13 protein-coding genes and 1 riboswitch are annotated in these 13689 nt (G+C 37.7%); of the genes, 5 read left to right on the top strand and 8 right to left on the bottom strand.

What is annotated here, in order from left to right; translation table 11 throughout:
- Positions 1 to 258 precede the first annotated feature (258 nt).
- Positions 259 to 443: riboswitch (Lysine riboswitch) on the top strand.
- Positions 444 to 538: 95 nt separating this feature from the next.
- Together lysC and X781_RS05690 are read left to right on the top strand one after the other, a co-directional pair.
- Positions 539 to 1891, top strand: a complete 1353-nt coding sequence (lysC, locus tag X781_RS05695; RefSeq protein WP_025235928.1) for a lysine-sensitive aspartokinase 3 — start codon at positions 539 to 541, stop codon at positions 1889 to 1891.
- A gap of 74 nt (positions 1892 to 1965) precedes the next feature.
- Entirely contained in the window at positions 1966 to 2328 is a 363-nt protein-coding gene (locus tag X781_RS05690) for a VanZ family protein (protein ID WP_025235927.1), read from the top strand.
- A gap of 60 nt (positions 2329 to 2388) precedes the next feature.
- Here X781_RS05690 and rpsI read toward each other — a convergent pair whose 3' ends face one another.
- Entirely contained in the window at positions 2389 to 2784 is a 396-nt protein-coding gene (gene rpsI / locus X781_RS05685) for a 30S ribosomal protein S9 (protein ID WP_025217229.1), read from the bottom strand.
- Between the two features lie 15 nt (positions 2785 to 2799).
- Entirely contained in the window at positions 2800 to 3228 is a 429-nt protein-coding gene (rplM, locus tag X781_RS05680) for a 50S ribosomal protein L13 (protein WP_025217228.1), read from the bottom strand.
- Positions 3229 to 3522: 294 nt separating this feature from the next.
- Here rplM and X781_RS05675 point away from each other — a divergent pair, with 294 nt between their 5' ends.
- The gene (locus X781_RS05675; protein WP_025235926.1) at positions 3523 to 3918 is read left to right on the top strand and encodes a YhcB family protein; all 396 of its coding nucleotides are present in this window, start codon (positions 3523 to 3525) and stop codon (positions 3916 to 3918) included.
- Positions 3919 to 3968: 50 nt separating this feature from the next.
- Here X781_RS05675 and glnD read toward each other — a convergent pair whose 3' ends face one another.
- Positions 3969 to 6533 carry a bifunctional uridylyltransferase/uridylyl-removing protein GlnD gene (glnD, locus tag X781_RS05670; RefSeq protein WP_025235925.1) on the bottom strand — a complete coding sequence of 855 codons (2565 nt, stop codon included), beginning with the start codon at positions 6531 to 6533 and terminating at the stop codon, positions 3969 to 3971.
- A gap of 112 nt (positions 6534 to 6645) precedes the next feature.
- Between glnD and X781_RS05665 the strand changes: the two genes are divergently transcribed.
- Positions 6646 to 7623 (top strand): calcium/sodium antiporter, encoded by a 978-nt coding sequence (locus tag X781_RS05665; RefSeq protein WP_025235924.1) that lies wholly within the window; start codon positions 6646 to 6648, stop codon positions 7621 to 7623.
- Positions 7624 to 7666: 43 nt separating this feature from the next.
- On the opposite strand, the gene serC is transcribed toward X781_RS05665, so the two are convergent.
- Together serC and X781_RS05655 are read right to left on the bottom strand one after the other, a co-directional pair.
- On the bottom strand, positions 7667 to 8749 hold the full coding sequence (gene serC / locus X781_RS05660) for a 3-phosphoserine/phosphohydroxythreonine transaminase (RefSeq protein ID WP_025235923.1): 1083 nt from the start codon (positions 8747 to 8749) through the stop codon (positions 7667 to 7669).
- Between the two features lie 174 nt (positions 8750 to 8923).
- Positions 8924 to 10000: a porin gene (locus tag X781_RS05655; protein ID WP_025235922.1), complete on the bottom strand. Its 1077-nt coding sequence runs from the start codon at positions 9998 to 10000 to the stop codon at positions 8924 to 8926.
- Positions 10001 to 10498: 498 nt separating this feature from the next.
- Between X781_RS05655 and priC the strand changes: the two genes are divergently transcribed.
- Positions 10499 to 11017: a primosomal replication protein PriC gene (gene priC / locus X781_RS05645; RefSeq protein WP_025235920.1), complete on the top strand. Its 519-nt coding sequence runs from the start codon at positions 10499 to 10501 to the stop codon at positions 11015 to 11017.
- A gap of 47 nt (positions 11018 to 11064) precedes the next feature.
- On the opposite strand, the gene galU is transcribed toward priC, so the two are convergent.
- The 3 genes from galU to csrA all read right to left on the bottom strand — a co-directional run bounded on the left by galU (position 11065) and on the right by csrA (position 13622).
- Positions 11065 to 11952: a UTP--glucose-1-phosphate uridylyltransferase GalU gene (gene galU / locus X781_RS05640; RefSeq protein ID WP_025235919.1), complete on the bottom strand. Its 888-nt coding sequence runs from the start codon at positions 11950 to 11952 to the stop codon at positions 11065 to 11067.
- 99 nt (positions 11953 to 12051) lie between these two features.
- A complete protein-coding gene (locus X781_RS05635; protein WP_025235918.1) occupies positions 12052 to 13410 on the bottom strand; it encodes a phosphomannomutase/phosphoglucomutase in 1359 nt (452 codons plus the stop codon).
- Between the two features lie 29 nt (positions 13411 to 13439).
- Positions 13440 to 13622: a carbon storage regulator CsrA gene (gene csrA / locus X781_RS05630; protein ID WP_025235917.1), complete on the bottom strand. Its 183-nt coding sequence runs from the start codon at positions 13620 to 13622 to the stop codon at positions 13440 to 13442.
- Positions 13623 to 13689: the final 67 nt, after the last annotated feature.

The following is a 13689-nucleotide window of genomic DNA, read 5'->3' as shown; positions in this document are numbered from 1 at the left end:
TAGAAATAGAATAGAAAAAAAGCATTTTAAAGACAATCACCTAAATTAAGTTTTGTGATCCATTTCAAAAAAAATTTTAGAGTAAAATTTTAAACTCACTATTCAAGCGGTCAAATTCTTGTAAAATTTTACGAAAAAATAACCGCTTGTTTTCACTGCTCCCCCTAAGTTTTTTCAAATATTCATTGACAAAACTCAGATAAAAAGGTATTTCTATACCGTTTTTTCAATCCATTGAAAAAAGAGTAATGGCATTGCCATTACAGGAGAGGTGCAACACTCAGGCAACTTAATTTGAGGTAACTAGGACCGTTTGAAAATTAAGTGATGGGAGTGATTGCCGAGGTGTGAATTCACTAGACTGGAATTAACATCGGCTGAGCAGGTTGAATCCTATCAGCTGTCATTTAATAGCAAATATTAAATGGAGTGCTCTGATTAATTGGTTCTCTAATCAAACCGTATAATCTACTCAAATTTCCTTTCCGAATATCCCCTAACACAACATTCATTTATTTTGTTTTAAGGAAATTTTATTATGTCTCATCTTTCTGTGGCTAAATTTGGTGGTACCAGCGTTGCTAATTTTGATGCAATGACCTCATCGGCAAACATCGTGATTGCAGATGCCAACACTCGTGTCGTGGTACTTTCTGCTTCTGCCGGTGTTACAAACTATTTAGTTGAGCTCGCAAATGGTTGTGAAAAAGAAAAACGTGATGAAATCATTACAGCCGTTCGCCAAATTCAATACAACATCATTGAAAAACTGCAACACCAAGACAGCGTTCGTGCTGAAATTGACGAATTATTAGATCGTATTGAAGCCCTAGCAGAATCTGCAAGCCTTGCGACTTCTGCGGCATTAAGCGATGAATTAATCAGCCACGGCGAGATGATGTCCACCAAAATCTTTACCCAATTACTAATTGAGCGTGGACACCCAGCCGTATGGGTTGATGTGCGAGACATTGTAGCGACGGATAACCACTACGGTAAAGCTGCCCCAAACGACGAAAAAACCCAACAACAATCCGATAAAGTTATCAAACCACTTATTGAAGCAGGTAAAATCGTAGTTACTCAAGGTTTTATCGGTCGTGATGATGAAGGCAAAACCACAACTCTAGGTCGTGGTGGTTCAGATTACTCTGCCGCCTTATTAGCCGAAGTATTAAATGCTAATGATGTATTAATTTGGACGGATGTTCCCGGCATCTACACAACTGATCCACGAGTTGTACCAAATGCACAACGTATTGATACAATGGCATTTAACGAAGCAGCAGAAATGGCGACTTTCGGTGCAAAAGTGCTTCACCCGGCAACATTATTACCGGCAGTGCGTAGTAATATTCCTGTATACGTAGGTTCAAGTAAAGCCCCTGAACAAGGCGGCACTTGGGTAACCCGAGATCCTCAACCTCGCCCAACGTTCCGTGCACTTGCGTTACGTCGTAACCAAATCTTATTGACACTCTCAAGTCTTTCGATGCTACACGCTCAAGGTTTCTTAGCCAATGTATTTGCAATTTTAGCTAAACATAAAATTTCAGTTGATGTGATTACAACCTCTGAAGTTAGCATTGCCTTAACATTAGACAAAACCGGCTCAGCATCTTCAGGTGCAGATATGTTATCTAAAGAGTTATTAGATGAATTAAACGCTTACTGCAACGTTCAAGTAGAAAATGATTTAGCGTTAGTCGCGATTATCGGAAACAATTTGCATACACAGTCCGGTGTAGCAAAACGTCTATTCCAAACCCTTGAAAACTATAATGTCCGTCTCATCAGCTATGGTGCAAGCACAAATAACGTTTGTACCTTAGTGAAAAATGAAGAAGCGGATGACGTTGTTCGCTCACTCCACAAAGGTTTATTCGAGTAACATCTAGCGTTTACAAGCGGTTATTTTGGGTAAATTTTTTACTAAAATGACCGCTTGTTTTTTTATATTTTTCTATGAAATATTTAAAAATGAATAAATACGCTCTCTTAGCTCTACTTTGGTTTGTCATTAGTATTTACAGCTTAATTTTTCGTAAAAGTAGTAACGAGCTACCGCCCTTTCCACATTTTGATAAAATCGGGCATTTTGTCATCTTTTTTATACAGATTTGGCTAATGGCAAGAGCGACTATCCAATCAAATAGAGCCATACCTTATTTAGGATTGATGACTTTTGCACTATTTTATGCATTTGGAACGGAATTAGGACAAGCAACTTTTACTGAAACCAGACAAGGTTCTTGGTTAGATGGATTAGCTGATTTATGCGGTGCAGGAATTGCACTGTTAATGGTGAAATATCTTTATAAAAGATAATGTTATAGATAATAAAAAAGGCAGGAACTCCTGCCTTTTTTGCTGAAAACGAAAATAAAATTAACGTTTTGAGTATTGTGGACGACGACGTGCTTTGTGTAAACCCACTTTTTTACGTTCAACGCGACGTGCGTCACGAGTAACGAAGCCTGCTGCACGAAGTGCTGGGCGTAGAGTTTCATCGTATTCCATTAATGCACGAGTGATACCGTGACGGATTGCACCCGCTTGACCAGAAATACCACCACCGGTTACAGTGATGTATAGGTCTAATTTATCTGTTAATTCAACTAACTCTAATGGTTGACGAACGATCATACGTGAAGTTTCACGACCGAAGTAAACCTCTAAAGAACGTTGGTTAATGGTAATGTTACCACTGCCCGGTTTGATAAATACACGAGCTGAAGAGCTTTTGCGGCGACCTGTGCCGTAGTTTTGATTTGCTGCTGTCATTTTTCTGCTCCGTGATTAGATGTCTAAAACTTGTGGTTGTTGTGCAGCGTGGTTATGTTCGTTACCTGCGTAAACTTTTAATTTACGGAACATTTCACGGCCTAAAGGACCTTTAGGTAACATACCTTTAACTGCGATCTCGATCACTGCTTCTGGACGACGTGCAATCATTTCTTTGAAGGTTGCATCTTTGATACCACCTACATAGCCAGTGTGCCAGTAGTAGATTTTATCAGTTTCTTTTTTGCCAGTTACTGCTACTTTCTCTGCATTGATAACGATGATGTAATCACCTGTATCAACGTGCGGAGTATATTCAGCTTTATGTTTACCGCGTAAACGGCGTGCTAATTCAGTAGCTAAACGACCTAAAGTTTTACCTGTCGCATCTACTACATACCAGTCACGTTGTACTGTTTCTGGTTTTGCTACAAAAGTTTTCATTAATTAAATACCAAAATATAAAGTTTATAACCCAATTCCTTAAAAAGGAATTACCTATGACGGTAGAATCCAACCCCTTCGAGTCAATTCTGACCAAACTGCTTGGCGGGAAACTCCAAGCAAAACAGGGTGGCAGAATTATACAGACTTTTTAGCCAAAAATCTAATATTTTTTAGACTTATTCTTTAAAATTGAACCTATATCACATTTTAATCATTTGGAGCTTTTCAAATAAAAGCCAAAATGTTAAAAATAGGACCATAAATTCACTACTTAAACATAAGGAGTTTATGATGGAACAATGGACAAGTGATGTTTGGGCAGCAATTGCCGCTGCATTTATTGTGGGAGCTGTGGTAGGTTGTACCCTAGTGCGTGTATTTAATAGTAATGTAAGGAAGCAACACGAATTAGAGCGAGAACTTAAACAAACCAAAACACAATTTGATGAACAAAAACAACAACTTGAGCAACATTTCGAGCAATCCGCTCAATTACTTTCAACGTTAGCGGCTGATTATAAAAAACTGTATGCCCATTTAGCTCAAAGTTCTGAAAAGTTATTACCGGAAAATGCTAAAAGTATTGAGTTTTTCCAACAAACTCAGCTGCCTGTTCAACCTGAAAAAACAGAAGAAGATCAACCAAGAGATTACTCCGAAGGTTCTTCCGGCTTATTAAAATCGTAAAATTTTTCCCAAAAACAACCGCTTGTAATTCATCACTACAAGCGGTTTTACTATTCACTATCCAGTTCTCTCATTATTGTTTCTTGAAGTACCAACTGCTCTTGTTCCGAGAGTGCTTTTCCTTCAGCATTATTTACCACAAAGAAATCCTCTACTCTCTCGCCAATAGTAGTAATTTTCGCATTTAATAAATTCAAGTTTAGTCGATTAAAAATATAGCCAACTTGAGCCAATAATCCATCTCGATCAAGGGTAAATAACTCAAATTCAGTTTGCTGTTTTGATGATTGAGGAAGAAAACGTAACCTTGTTTTACGTTTAAATGACGCGTGCTTAACAGGCTTTTTAATAAACCTAGTCTGATTGTGCGGCATTGCTAACATTTTTATCAAAGATTGCTGAATTTGCAGACTTCTTTCGTCGGTTAAATCTTCTCCATTACGTTCAGTTACAATAAAACTGTCTAATACCAAGCCGTTTTCGCTGGTAATAATTTGAGCATCGTGAATGCTGATTTTCTTTTGGCTTAATAAATGAGCGATACGAGCAAAAAGTTGAGGCTGATCTTGGCAACAAACAAAAATTTCTGTTCCGCCCCTTGCATAATCGTTGCTGATTAACACCATTGGCAGTTCGCGATTTTTAATATAACTTAATGCGTGCCACACCAATTGAGTGGGTTTATGGCGTAAAAAATAGCTTTGCGGGCAAGGTTGCCAAAAGGTTGCTAATCGCTTTCTTTCATCTGCAGAAAGTACCAATTTCATCAATTCCAATGCTTGCAAGCGATGCTCTTTTGCTACCGCTTCGTAATCTAAATTTTCCGCTAATTGCTGCAACGTGAATTGGTAAAGTTGGGTAAAAAGTGAGGCTTTCCAATCATTCCATAAACTCTCGCTGGTTGCACAAATATCGGCAACCGTTAAACAAAGCAATGAAGATAAAGCGGTCGAATTTTTCACTTTTTTTGCAAATGCACGCACTACTTCCGGATCGTGAATATCACGCCGTTGAGCCGTAATCGACATCATCAAATGTTCTTCCACAAGCCAAGTCATATAATCAGTTTGCTCTTGGTTAAATGCGTGTAATTTGGCAAATTCACGCATATCCTCCGCCCCAACTTTAGCGTGGTCGCCATCTCTGCCCTTTGCAATATCGTGGAAAAGAGCGGCAAGATAAATCAAGCCGTGCTTATCCGATAACTGTGAAAATAAACTGTTAGCGAGAGGAAAAATAGAATCTTGCGTATTCTCAGCAAAGTTTTCTAAATTCAGCATTACCCGAACCGTATGTTCATCTACGGTATAAATATGGAACAAATCAAACTGCATCAGCCCTTCAATGCCTTTCCATTGTGGTAAATAGGCTGTCAAAAAACCTAATTGGTGCATTGGCAAAATCGCTCTGGATACCACTTTAGGTTGGTGGAAGAGTTGCACAAATTTTTCTCTCATTTTCTCATTTTCACAAAGAGCTTGCTCTTGCTGCTGGAGAGATAAACGCAGTTGCCTTAATGTATCTGCACTCGCAGCTAATTGTGGGAAATGCGTAAGATGGAAGAATAAATCCAACATTGTAGTGGGATGATTTTTGAAAATGCGACGATCTTCAATAAATACCATCTGATTTTGCTGATAAAAATAAGGATCAAGCGGTTGTTTTTCACCTGTTTTTTGCAAATTGCATAAATGGATCTGCTCAAAACCATTCAGTATGAGCTGGCTGAGTTGAGAAATGGATTTTGTAGCTTGGAAGTAATCACGCATCATCATTTCAACCGCTTGATTACCATCGCCTTGATAGCCTAAAAATTCACTGAGTTGTAGCTGTCTATCAAACCTCAAACGGTTATCGTAACGTTTAAGCTGCAAGTGAAGTGCAAAACGCATACGAAAAAGCACCGCTTGTGCTGCCATTAATTCTTTATATTCTTCGGAATAGAGCAACCCTTTATTGAGCAAATCAATGAATGAATGTACACCGTATTGACGTAGCATAATCCAAGAGATCAAATTCAGATCTCGCAACCCTCCTGGGCTGTGTTTTAAATCAGGCTCAAGGTTGTAACTGGTATTATGATAGCGGGCATAACGAGCATTTTTTTCGTCCATTTTTGCTTTAAAAAATGCATCAATTTCCCAAAAATCCGGCTGATATATTGCCTCTTTTAATCTAATCCAAAGCTGATGATTGCCGAATAGAAAACGCCCTTCCAACATATTGGTAGCAACTGAAATTTCAGCTTTCCCGATTGTAATACATTCATCAAGGGTTCGAACACTTGTTCCTAACTGTAATTTGCTATCCCACAGCAAATTAAATAATTCATTCAGTAATTGTTGTGTGGTTTCATCTAATGGCTTTTCAGACAGTACTAAAATATCAAGATCAGAGAGCGGAAACATTTCTTCTCGCCCATAACCTCCAACCGCTAATAATGCAAGATCTTCACGCTTTTCCAGCCCGTATTGTTGCCAAAGCGTGAGCAAAATTTCATCGCAAAAACGGCTACGCTCAGTAATGAGATCCATTACACCTGTAGTTGAAAATGCCTGTTTTTGCTTTTCCGTAAATTCAGCTAAAAGCGTTTTTAATTCGTTGCTATTTTTCATATTTACTCGTCCAAATTTTTCAAAATAATAGGCGATTTATTTCGCTTTGCCTATATTTATTTTTACACAACAAGCTATAATGCACTCTCATTTTGTAATAGAAGGATAATTTATGACTCTTGCTCTTGCTGCCATTATCGGTGGCTTAATTGTGTTAGTTTGGAGTGCTGACCGTTTCGTTGATGGGGCAGCATCTACGGCTAAACATTTTGGTATGACACCATTATTAATTGGAATTGTCGTCATCGGCTTTGGTACATCAGCCCCAGAGATGATTGTTTCAGCTTCATCTGCATTAAGTGGCTCTCCCGGCATTGCACTTGGTAATGCTTATGGCTCAAATATTACCAATATTGCTCTTATTTTAGGTTTAACCGCCCTTATTAAACCATTAATGGTAAATTCCGAAGTATTGAAAAAGGAATTACCTATTTTAATGGCAGTTACGCTACTTTCAGCCTATTTACTTTATGATGCCGATGTTACCCGCTTAGATGCGATTATTTTACTTGCTGTATTTGCAGTTTATATGGTTTGGACAGTCATTACCGCAATGAAAAGTAAAAATGATGCGTTAGCAATTGATGTTGATGCTGAATTAGAAAGTAGCTCAGAAATGAGTTTAGGCAAATCTATTTTATGGCTGATTATTGGCTTAGTGCTTTTAGTTGTAAGTTCTCAATTTTTGGTTTGGGGAGCAGTTGAAGTTGCAAAATTCTTTGGTGTAAGCGATTTAGTGATTGGTTTAACCATTGTAGCAGTGGGTACATCTTTACCTGAATTAGCATCATCTATTGCTGCTGCTCGTAAAGGTGAGGTGGATTTAGCATTAGGCAACATCATCGGTTCTAACTTATTCAATACCCTAGCGGTGGTAGGTATTGCTGGTGCAATTGAACCAATGCAAGCAGCTGCAGAAGTATTCTCTCGTGATATTGTGATTATGTCTGCTCTAACCTTCTTACTTTTTGTGTTTGGCTTGAATATCTATCGCCGACCGGAAGGTGGAAGAATTAACCGCTTAGAAGGATTTATTCTTTTCATAGCCTATGTAGGTTATAACTTCTATCTGTTTAAAACTGCTATCTAATATAAACTAAAAGAGCCACAAATGTGGCTCTTAATCTTTCTATTTAAGCATTACGTTGTTCAAATTCTTTCATAAACTCAATTAACGCTTTAACCCCTTCAATCGGCATTGCGTTATAAATTGAAGCACGCATTCCACCTAACACTTTATGTCCTTTCAAGGCTTGTAAGCCACAAGCGGTCGCATCACTTACAAATTTTGCATTTAATTCATCATTACCCGTGGTAAAGGTTACATTCATCAATGAGCGGTTTTCTTTTGCAACTGTGTTGTAATAGAATTTTGAGCTATCTAAATAATCATATAACAACGTTGCTTTCGCTAAGTTACGCTCTTCTGTAGCTTTTAATCCACCTTCTGCCAGTAAATGTTTGAATACTAATGAACACAAATACCAAGCAAAAGTAGGTGGCGTATTAATCATTGAATCCGCATCACGCTGAACCGCATAATTCCAAATAGAAGGCGTGTCTTTGCGGGCATTGCCGATTAAATCATCACGAATAATCACGATCGTAATACCTGCCGGTCCTAGATTTTTCTGAGCACCTGCATAAATTACCCCAAACTTACTAATATCAATACCACGAGACAAAATATTTGATGACATATCCGCCACTAGCGGCGTGTTACCTACATTCGGAATATCAACAATTTCAACACCGCTAATAGTTTCGTTTGTGCAGTAATGCACATAATCATACTGATCAGCAATATCACTAAAATCTAAGCGGTTTACTTTTAGTTGCGGATCGGTCTCTAAAATATTAATTTCATCAATTTCGGTGAAGTTACGAGCTTCTTTTGCCGCAGTTGCAGACCAATGCCCTGAATTTAAATAAAGAGCTTTGCCTTTTTTGCCAATCAAATTCATTGGAATAGCCGCAAACTGACCTCTTGCTCCGCCTTGCAAAAAGAGAATGCGGTAATTTTCCGGCACATTATAAAGTTTACGCAAATCAGCCTCAGATTGAGCCGCTAACTCCATAAACAATTTACCACGATGGCTTACTTCCATTACCGAAATGCCTTGATCTAACCAATTTAATAATTCGTGTTGTGCTTTTTCTAACACTTTTTTCGGCATCATTGCCGGACCTGCACTGAAGTTATAAACCTCTGTCATTTTTCACCTCTTGTACTAAAAATAATGATTATATTCTATCCGAAAAATAGGGAAATGGTAGAGTGATAGGGAAATTATTTTACCCGGCAAGCGGTCGTATTTTCTAAAAAATACGCAAAATAAAACCCCTAACAAAAATTTGTTAGGGGTTAAATTAGATTAACAAATCAGTAATTACCAGTTTACGCGTAAACCAACACCGATTGCTTGTTCTGATTTTTTCGCAGAACGAGAACCATCTACATTGTGGTCTCTTGCTGTTACATATTTACCTTCAACGAAAGCAACTACGTTTTTGTGGAATTTATAATCAGTACCAGCTAAGAAGCCGTGTGATTTATTTTTCTTACCATCGTTGTCTTTAGAATATCCATACTTATAGTTAGCATAAACAGATGATTTATCAGTTACTTGAACTTTAACCATTGGACCAACGTAGAATTCTTTCTCTTTTTCTGAGCCATCTTTAGTAACTCGGTAGCCACCATCAACACCTACTAACACAGCATCGTTGATGTTATAGCCAACTGCTGCATCAAATGCATTTGCACGGATTTTATCAGCTGAATCAGTTTTATAGTTCGTACGACCGTAAGCACCTTGGAAGATCCAGTTGTTTACTTCATAAATTGCACCAAGACCGTAACCGTTTTTAATATTATAGCCTTCTTTTTCACCAGTAACTGGATCAACTGTTACAAGTTTTTTACCGTTATTTTCTTCTGTTTGGCTAAAGTTATAGTTAGCACTTAATGTTAAACCTTCAATACCGTTATAGTCATAACGAATAGCACTTGTGCTAGAAGTTGGCACATAGTCATCTAATAAACCGTATGCGTAGTCATTTGCTAAACCTACATCATCAGCAATTACCGGTTGTTTACCAAAAGTAAGCTGACCATACTCTTTTTGACCTAAACCAACATACGCTTGGTGAGCATATAAATCACCAAAGCCAGCATCTTGGTTGCCTTTTAGACGAACTTGTAATGCACCTAATGCGTAGAAACCGTTGTCATTTAATGCGTGGTTTACTTTCACGCCAAAACGAGTACCGCCATTGCGTAATTTGGTATCGCCGTTGTCTTCCTTAGCAACTTTTTTACCACCCTCTTTTTTAGTTTGGTTATCTACGATTAAACGTAAAGAACCCCAGAAATCTACTTTTGTACCATCTGCATCATAAACTACTGTTGCTGATGCTGACGCTGCGAACGCTGTTAATGCTAATGCAACTAATGTTTTTTTCATAATTTTCACCTTAGATTTTTTATGTTATATAATAGCTGTTACCCTCGTTAAGGTGTAAGAGCAACAATCCAATCACAGTGTATCAGCTATTGCCTCACACTGCTTGCAGGTGCATAATTGCAAAAACAAAAGTTAATGTCAATAGTCCGAATGCTATTCTCATAAAGAGCATTTCCTTATAAATCAATAAGTTAAATTCACTCAATTTCATTTGGAGAAATTTGCTCATTTGAATTGATTTTGGCTGCATCACATAACCACTTGAAAAATAAAGATTTTTATCCAGTCAAAATCAAGCGTTGCAACATTTTGAAAAAGTTCATTTATTTTGTGATGTAGATCACATTTTTGAAATTTTATTTGAATTTAGATTGATTTTTACTCAAAAACATTCTGTATTTGAGAAATATAAATCGCTTGCAGATGAACATTTTGCTTCTAGCATAAATTTATATAAAATGAATTTATTGCCTAAATTTCTATTACAAGCTAATAAATATGCATAAACACTTTTTTCTTACCCAGATAAAACAAAATTTAGCTGCTCTACTTCCTCTTTCTGAGCAAAAAATTACACTTAATTCAACTTATTTTTCCAAACAATCTGGTTTAGTAAAATTCTTTGTTGCCGAGATTGAAAAAACAGCAGAGCAACTACTCGCTCAGGAAGATGTTTCATATAGTGAATTTTACGCTGAAAAACTGATTAAGCAATTTGATGCTCTTAATAGTGCAATTAAAAACACTCATCAGCAAAAAAAAGTAGCCCAGTTTCATTCTTCCTTTCAATTTCCGTCGAATATTCACGCTCTTTCACCGAATAAACGTTTGCAAGAATATCGTAAGGCATTAAGGGCATTAAATGAAAAGATGAGTTGGTTAATGGAGAAAAATTATAATCAGGAAAATGAGATATTAAAGCAAGAGCTGCAAAATCAAATTATAGAAACAGAATACCGCAAAAAGAAATGTATCCAAGCGATTGAAGATTTAGAACAGGAATTATTATTTAAGTAAACGGGCACATTAAATATGTGCCCATTTTCATTACAACGTTTAGTTAGTTACAGTGATTTCGCTAAGTCTTTAATAAATGCCTTAAATTCTTTTCCGCATTTATCGTGGTTTAAGCTGTATTCAACGAAAGCCTTCATATAACCGACTTTATCACCACAGTCAAACGAGCGACCTGTCATATTAAAAGCTTCAACTGTTTCTTGGTGAATAAGCATATCGATCGCATCAGTAAGCTGAATTTCATCCCCCACACCCACTGGGGTTTTCTCCAGTAATTCCCAAATATTTGCTGAGAATACATAACGCCCAACAACTGCAAGATTAGAAGGAGCTTCTTCTACGCTCGGCTTTTCTACCATTTTTGCAATCGCTGCTGAACCACCTAACGGGATATCAACCCCATTGCAATCAGCCACACCGTAGCTGCTCACATTTTCCATTGGCACAGGTGCAACCATAATTTGACTATGACCGGTCTCTTTAAAGCGTTTAACCATCGCGGCTAGGTTTTCTGTTTTTTGGTCTGCTGTGAATTCACCTAATAATACGTCAGGTAATACTACCGCAAATGGCTCATTACCCACTACAGCTCTGCCACATAAAACCGCGTGTCCTAAGCCTTTTGCTTGACCTTGACGGACGTGAATCAAACGCACATCTTTTGGAATAATAGAACGAACTTCATCTAATAATTGGCGTTTAACACGCTTTTCAAGCATCGCTTCAAGCTCAAAAGAAGTATCAAAGTGGTTTTCGATAGCATTTTTTGAAGAATGTGTTACCAGCACAATTTCTTTGAAACCTGCTGCTACACATTCATTAACAATGTATTGAATTAAAGGCTTATCTGCAAGAACAAGCATCTCTTTAGGAATAGCTTTTGTTGCAGGTAACATACGAGTGCCAAGACCTGCAACGGGAATAATCACTTTCATTTGAAATCCTTATGATATGTGAAGTTTTATTGAAAATAGACCGCTTGTAGTATATCGCAAGCGGTCATATTTTTTCATTTTTTTACAAAATTTTAAGCATTATTGGCGTAATAAGGCTAAAATTTCATCGGTTTTTTGTTGCATTAAGGCTTTATCACCACGCGTCTCTAAATTTAAGCGAACCACTGGTTCAGTATTAGAACTACGTAAGTTAAAACGCCAGTTGTCAAATTCAACGCTAATGCCGTCTAAAGTTTCTAGCTTTCCGTCTTTGTAGGCTTCTTTTACGCGAGCAATTGAGGCTTGTGCATCAGTTAATTTACTGTTAATTTCGCCTGGCGATGGGAATTTATCTAAACGCTCGCCAACTAACTCACTGAGTGATTTGCCGGTAGTACATAATAACTCTAGCGTTAGTAGCCAAGGGATCATACCACTATCACAATAGAAGAAATCACGGAAGTAGTGATGTGCTGACATTTCACCACCATAAATCGCATCTACTGCACGCATTTTCTCTTTAATGAATGAATGCCCCGATTTAGACATTACCGGCTCACCGCCTGCTTCACGAATCAGTTCTTCTGTATTCCAAATCAAGCGAGGATCGTAGATAATCTTCGCCCCTTTATTTTTAACTAAGAAGGCTTGCGATAGTAAACCTACCACATAATAACCTTCAATAAAGCCGCCCTTTTCATCAAAGAAGAAACACCGGTCAAAATCACCGTCAAAGGCAATACCAATATCGGCGTTGTTTTCTAAAACAGCTTTAATAGAATCTTCACGGTTTTCGTGCAGAATTGGGTTAGGAATACCATTTGGGAAATTGCCATCCGGATTATTATGAACTTTAATAAATTCAACCGGCACTTGTTGAGCTTTAAATTGTGCTTCAATCGCATCAATGATTTGCCCTGCAGCTCCATTACCTGAATTAATGACTAATTTTTTAGGTGTCAGCTTGCTTAAATCAATGTAAGAAAGTAAATGCTCAACATACTCACCTTGTACTGATTTTTGTGTGTATTTACCACGTTTTTCAACAGCTGGGAAATTATTCTCCTCTGCCCAACGTTGAATATCGGCTAAGCCTGTATCGGCACTAATCGGGCGAGAACCTTCACGTACTAATTTCATACCGTTATAATCCATCGGATTATGACTTGCCGTTACTTGAATACCACCATCGGTTTTCAAGAAAGAGGTAGCAAAATAAACCTCTTCTGTACCGGTTAAACCTAAGTCGATAACATCAACGCCTGAATCCAATAGTCCGTTTGTAACTGCACTTTTTAGTTCGTTGCTGGTTAAACGAACATCTCCACCTACTACGATTGATTTTGGCTTTAGATATTGCCCAAAAGCACGTCCGATACGATATGCAATATCCGTATTCAATTCAGTGCCTAATTGACCGCGAATATCATACGCTTTAAAACAAGTGAGTTTTCCCATAGTATGTTCCTTGTGAGGTTAATAAATAATCAGAATTTATCCTCTTCTGCTGAGGCTTTAATCCTTTCATAGATCTCTTGACGGTGAACTGAGATTTCTTTTGGTGCATTCACACCTAATTTCACTTGGTTTCCTCGAATGTTGAGTACCGTGATCTCAACATTGTCTCCTACGAGTAAAACCTCCCCAATCTTACGAGTTAGAATAAGCATAATTGTCTCCTACTGGGTTAAAAACTCTTTTTTATAGAGTAAATTTTTGAAGGCGAGTTTATCCCGC

The organism is Mannheimia sp. USDA-ARS-USMARC-1261 (assembly GCF_000521605.1).
GTDB classification, from domain to species: Bacteria; Pseudomonadota; Gammaproteobacteria; order Enterobacterales; family Pasteurellaceae; genus Mannheimia; species Mannheimia indoligenes.
Note: the sequence above shows the minus strand (reverse complement) of the source record. Positions and strands in the feature narration are given on the sequence as shown.

Coding starts and splice junctions, on each gene's coding strand:
- lysC (WP_025235928.1), top strand. CDS start 539: ATGTCTCATCTTTCTGTGGCTAAATTTGGTGGTACCAGCGTTGCTAAT.
- X781_RS05690 (WP_025235927.1), top strand. CDS start 1,966: ATGAAATATTTAAAAATGAATAAATACGCTCTCTTAGCTCTACTTTGG.
- rpsI (WP_025217229.1), bottom strand. CDS start 2,784: ATGACAGCAGCAAATCAAAACTACGGCACAGGTCGCCGCAAAAGCTCT.
- rplM (WP_025217228.1), bottom strand. CDS start 3,228: ATGAAAACTTTTGTAGCAAAACCAGAAACAGTACAACGTGACTGGTAT.
- X781_RS05675 (WP_025235926.1), top strand. CDS start 3,523: ATGGAACAATGGACAAGTGATGTTTGGGCAGCAATTGCCGCTGCATTT.
- glnD (WP_025235925.1), bottom strand. CDS start 6,533: ATGAAAAATAGCAACGAATTAAAAACGCTTTTAGCTGAATTTACGGAA.
- X781_RS05665 (WP_025235924.1), top strand. CDS start 6,646: ATGACTCTTGCTCTTGCTGCCATTATCGGTGGCTTAATTGTGTTAGTT.
- serC (WP_025235923.1), bottom strand. CDS start 8,749: ATGACAGAGGTTTATAACTTCAGTGCAGGTCCGGCAATGATGCCGAAA.
- X781_RS05655 (WP_025235922.1), bottom strand. CDS start 10,000: ATGAAAAAAACATTAGTTGCATTAGCATTAACAGCGTTCGCAGCGTCA.
- priC (WP_025235920.1), top strand. CDS start 10,499: ATGCATAAACACTTTTTTCTTACCCAGATAAAACAAAATTTAGCTGCT.
- galU (WP_025235919.1), bottom strand. CDS start 11,952: ATGAAAGTGATTATTCCCGTTGCAGGTCTTGGCACTCGTATGTTACCT.
- X781_RS05635 (WP_025235918.1), bottom strand. CDS start 13,410: ATGGGAAAACTCACTTGTTTTAAAGCGTATGATATTCGCGGTCAATTA.
- csrA (WP_025235917.1), bottom strand. CDS start 13,622: ATGCTTATTCTAACTCGTAAGATTGGGGAGGTTTTACTCGTAGGAGAC.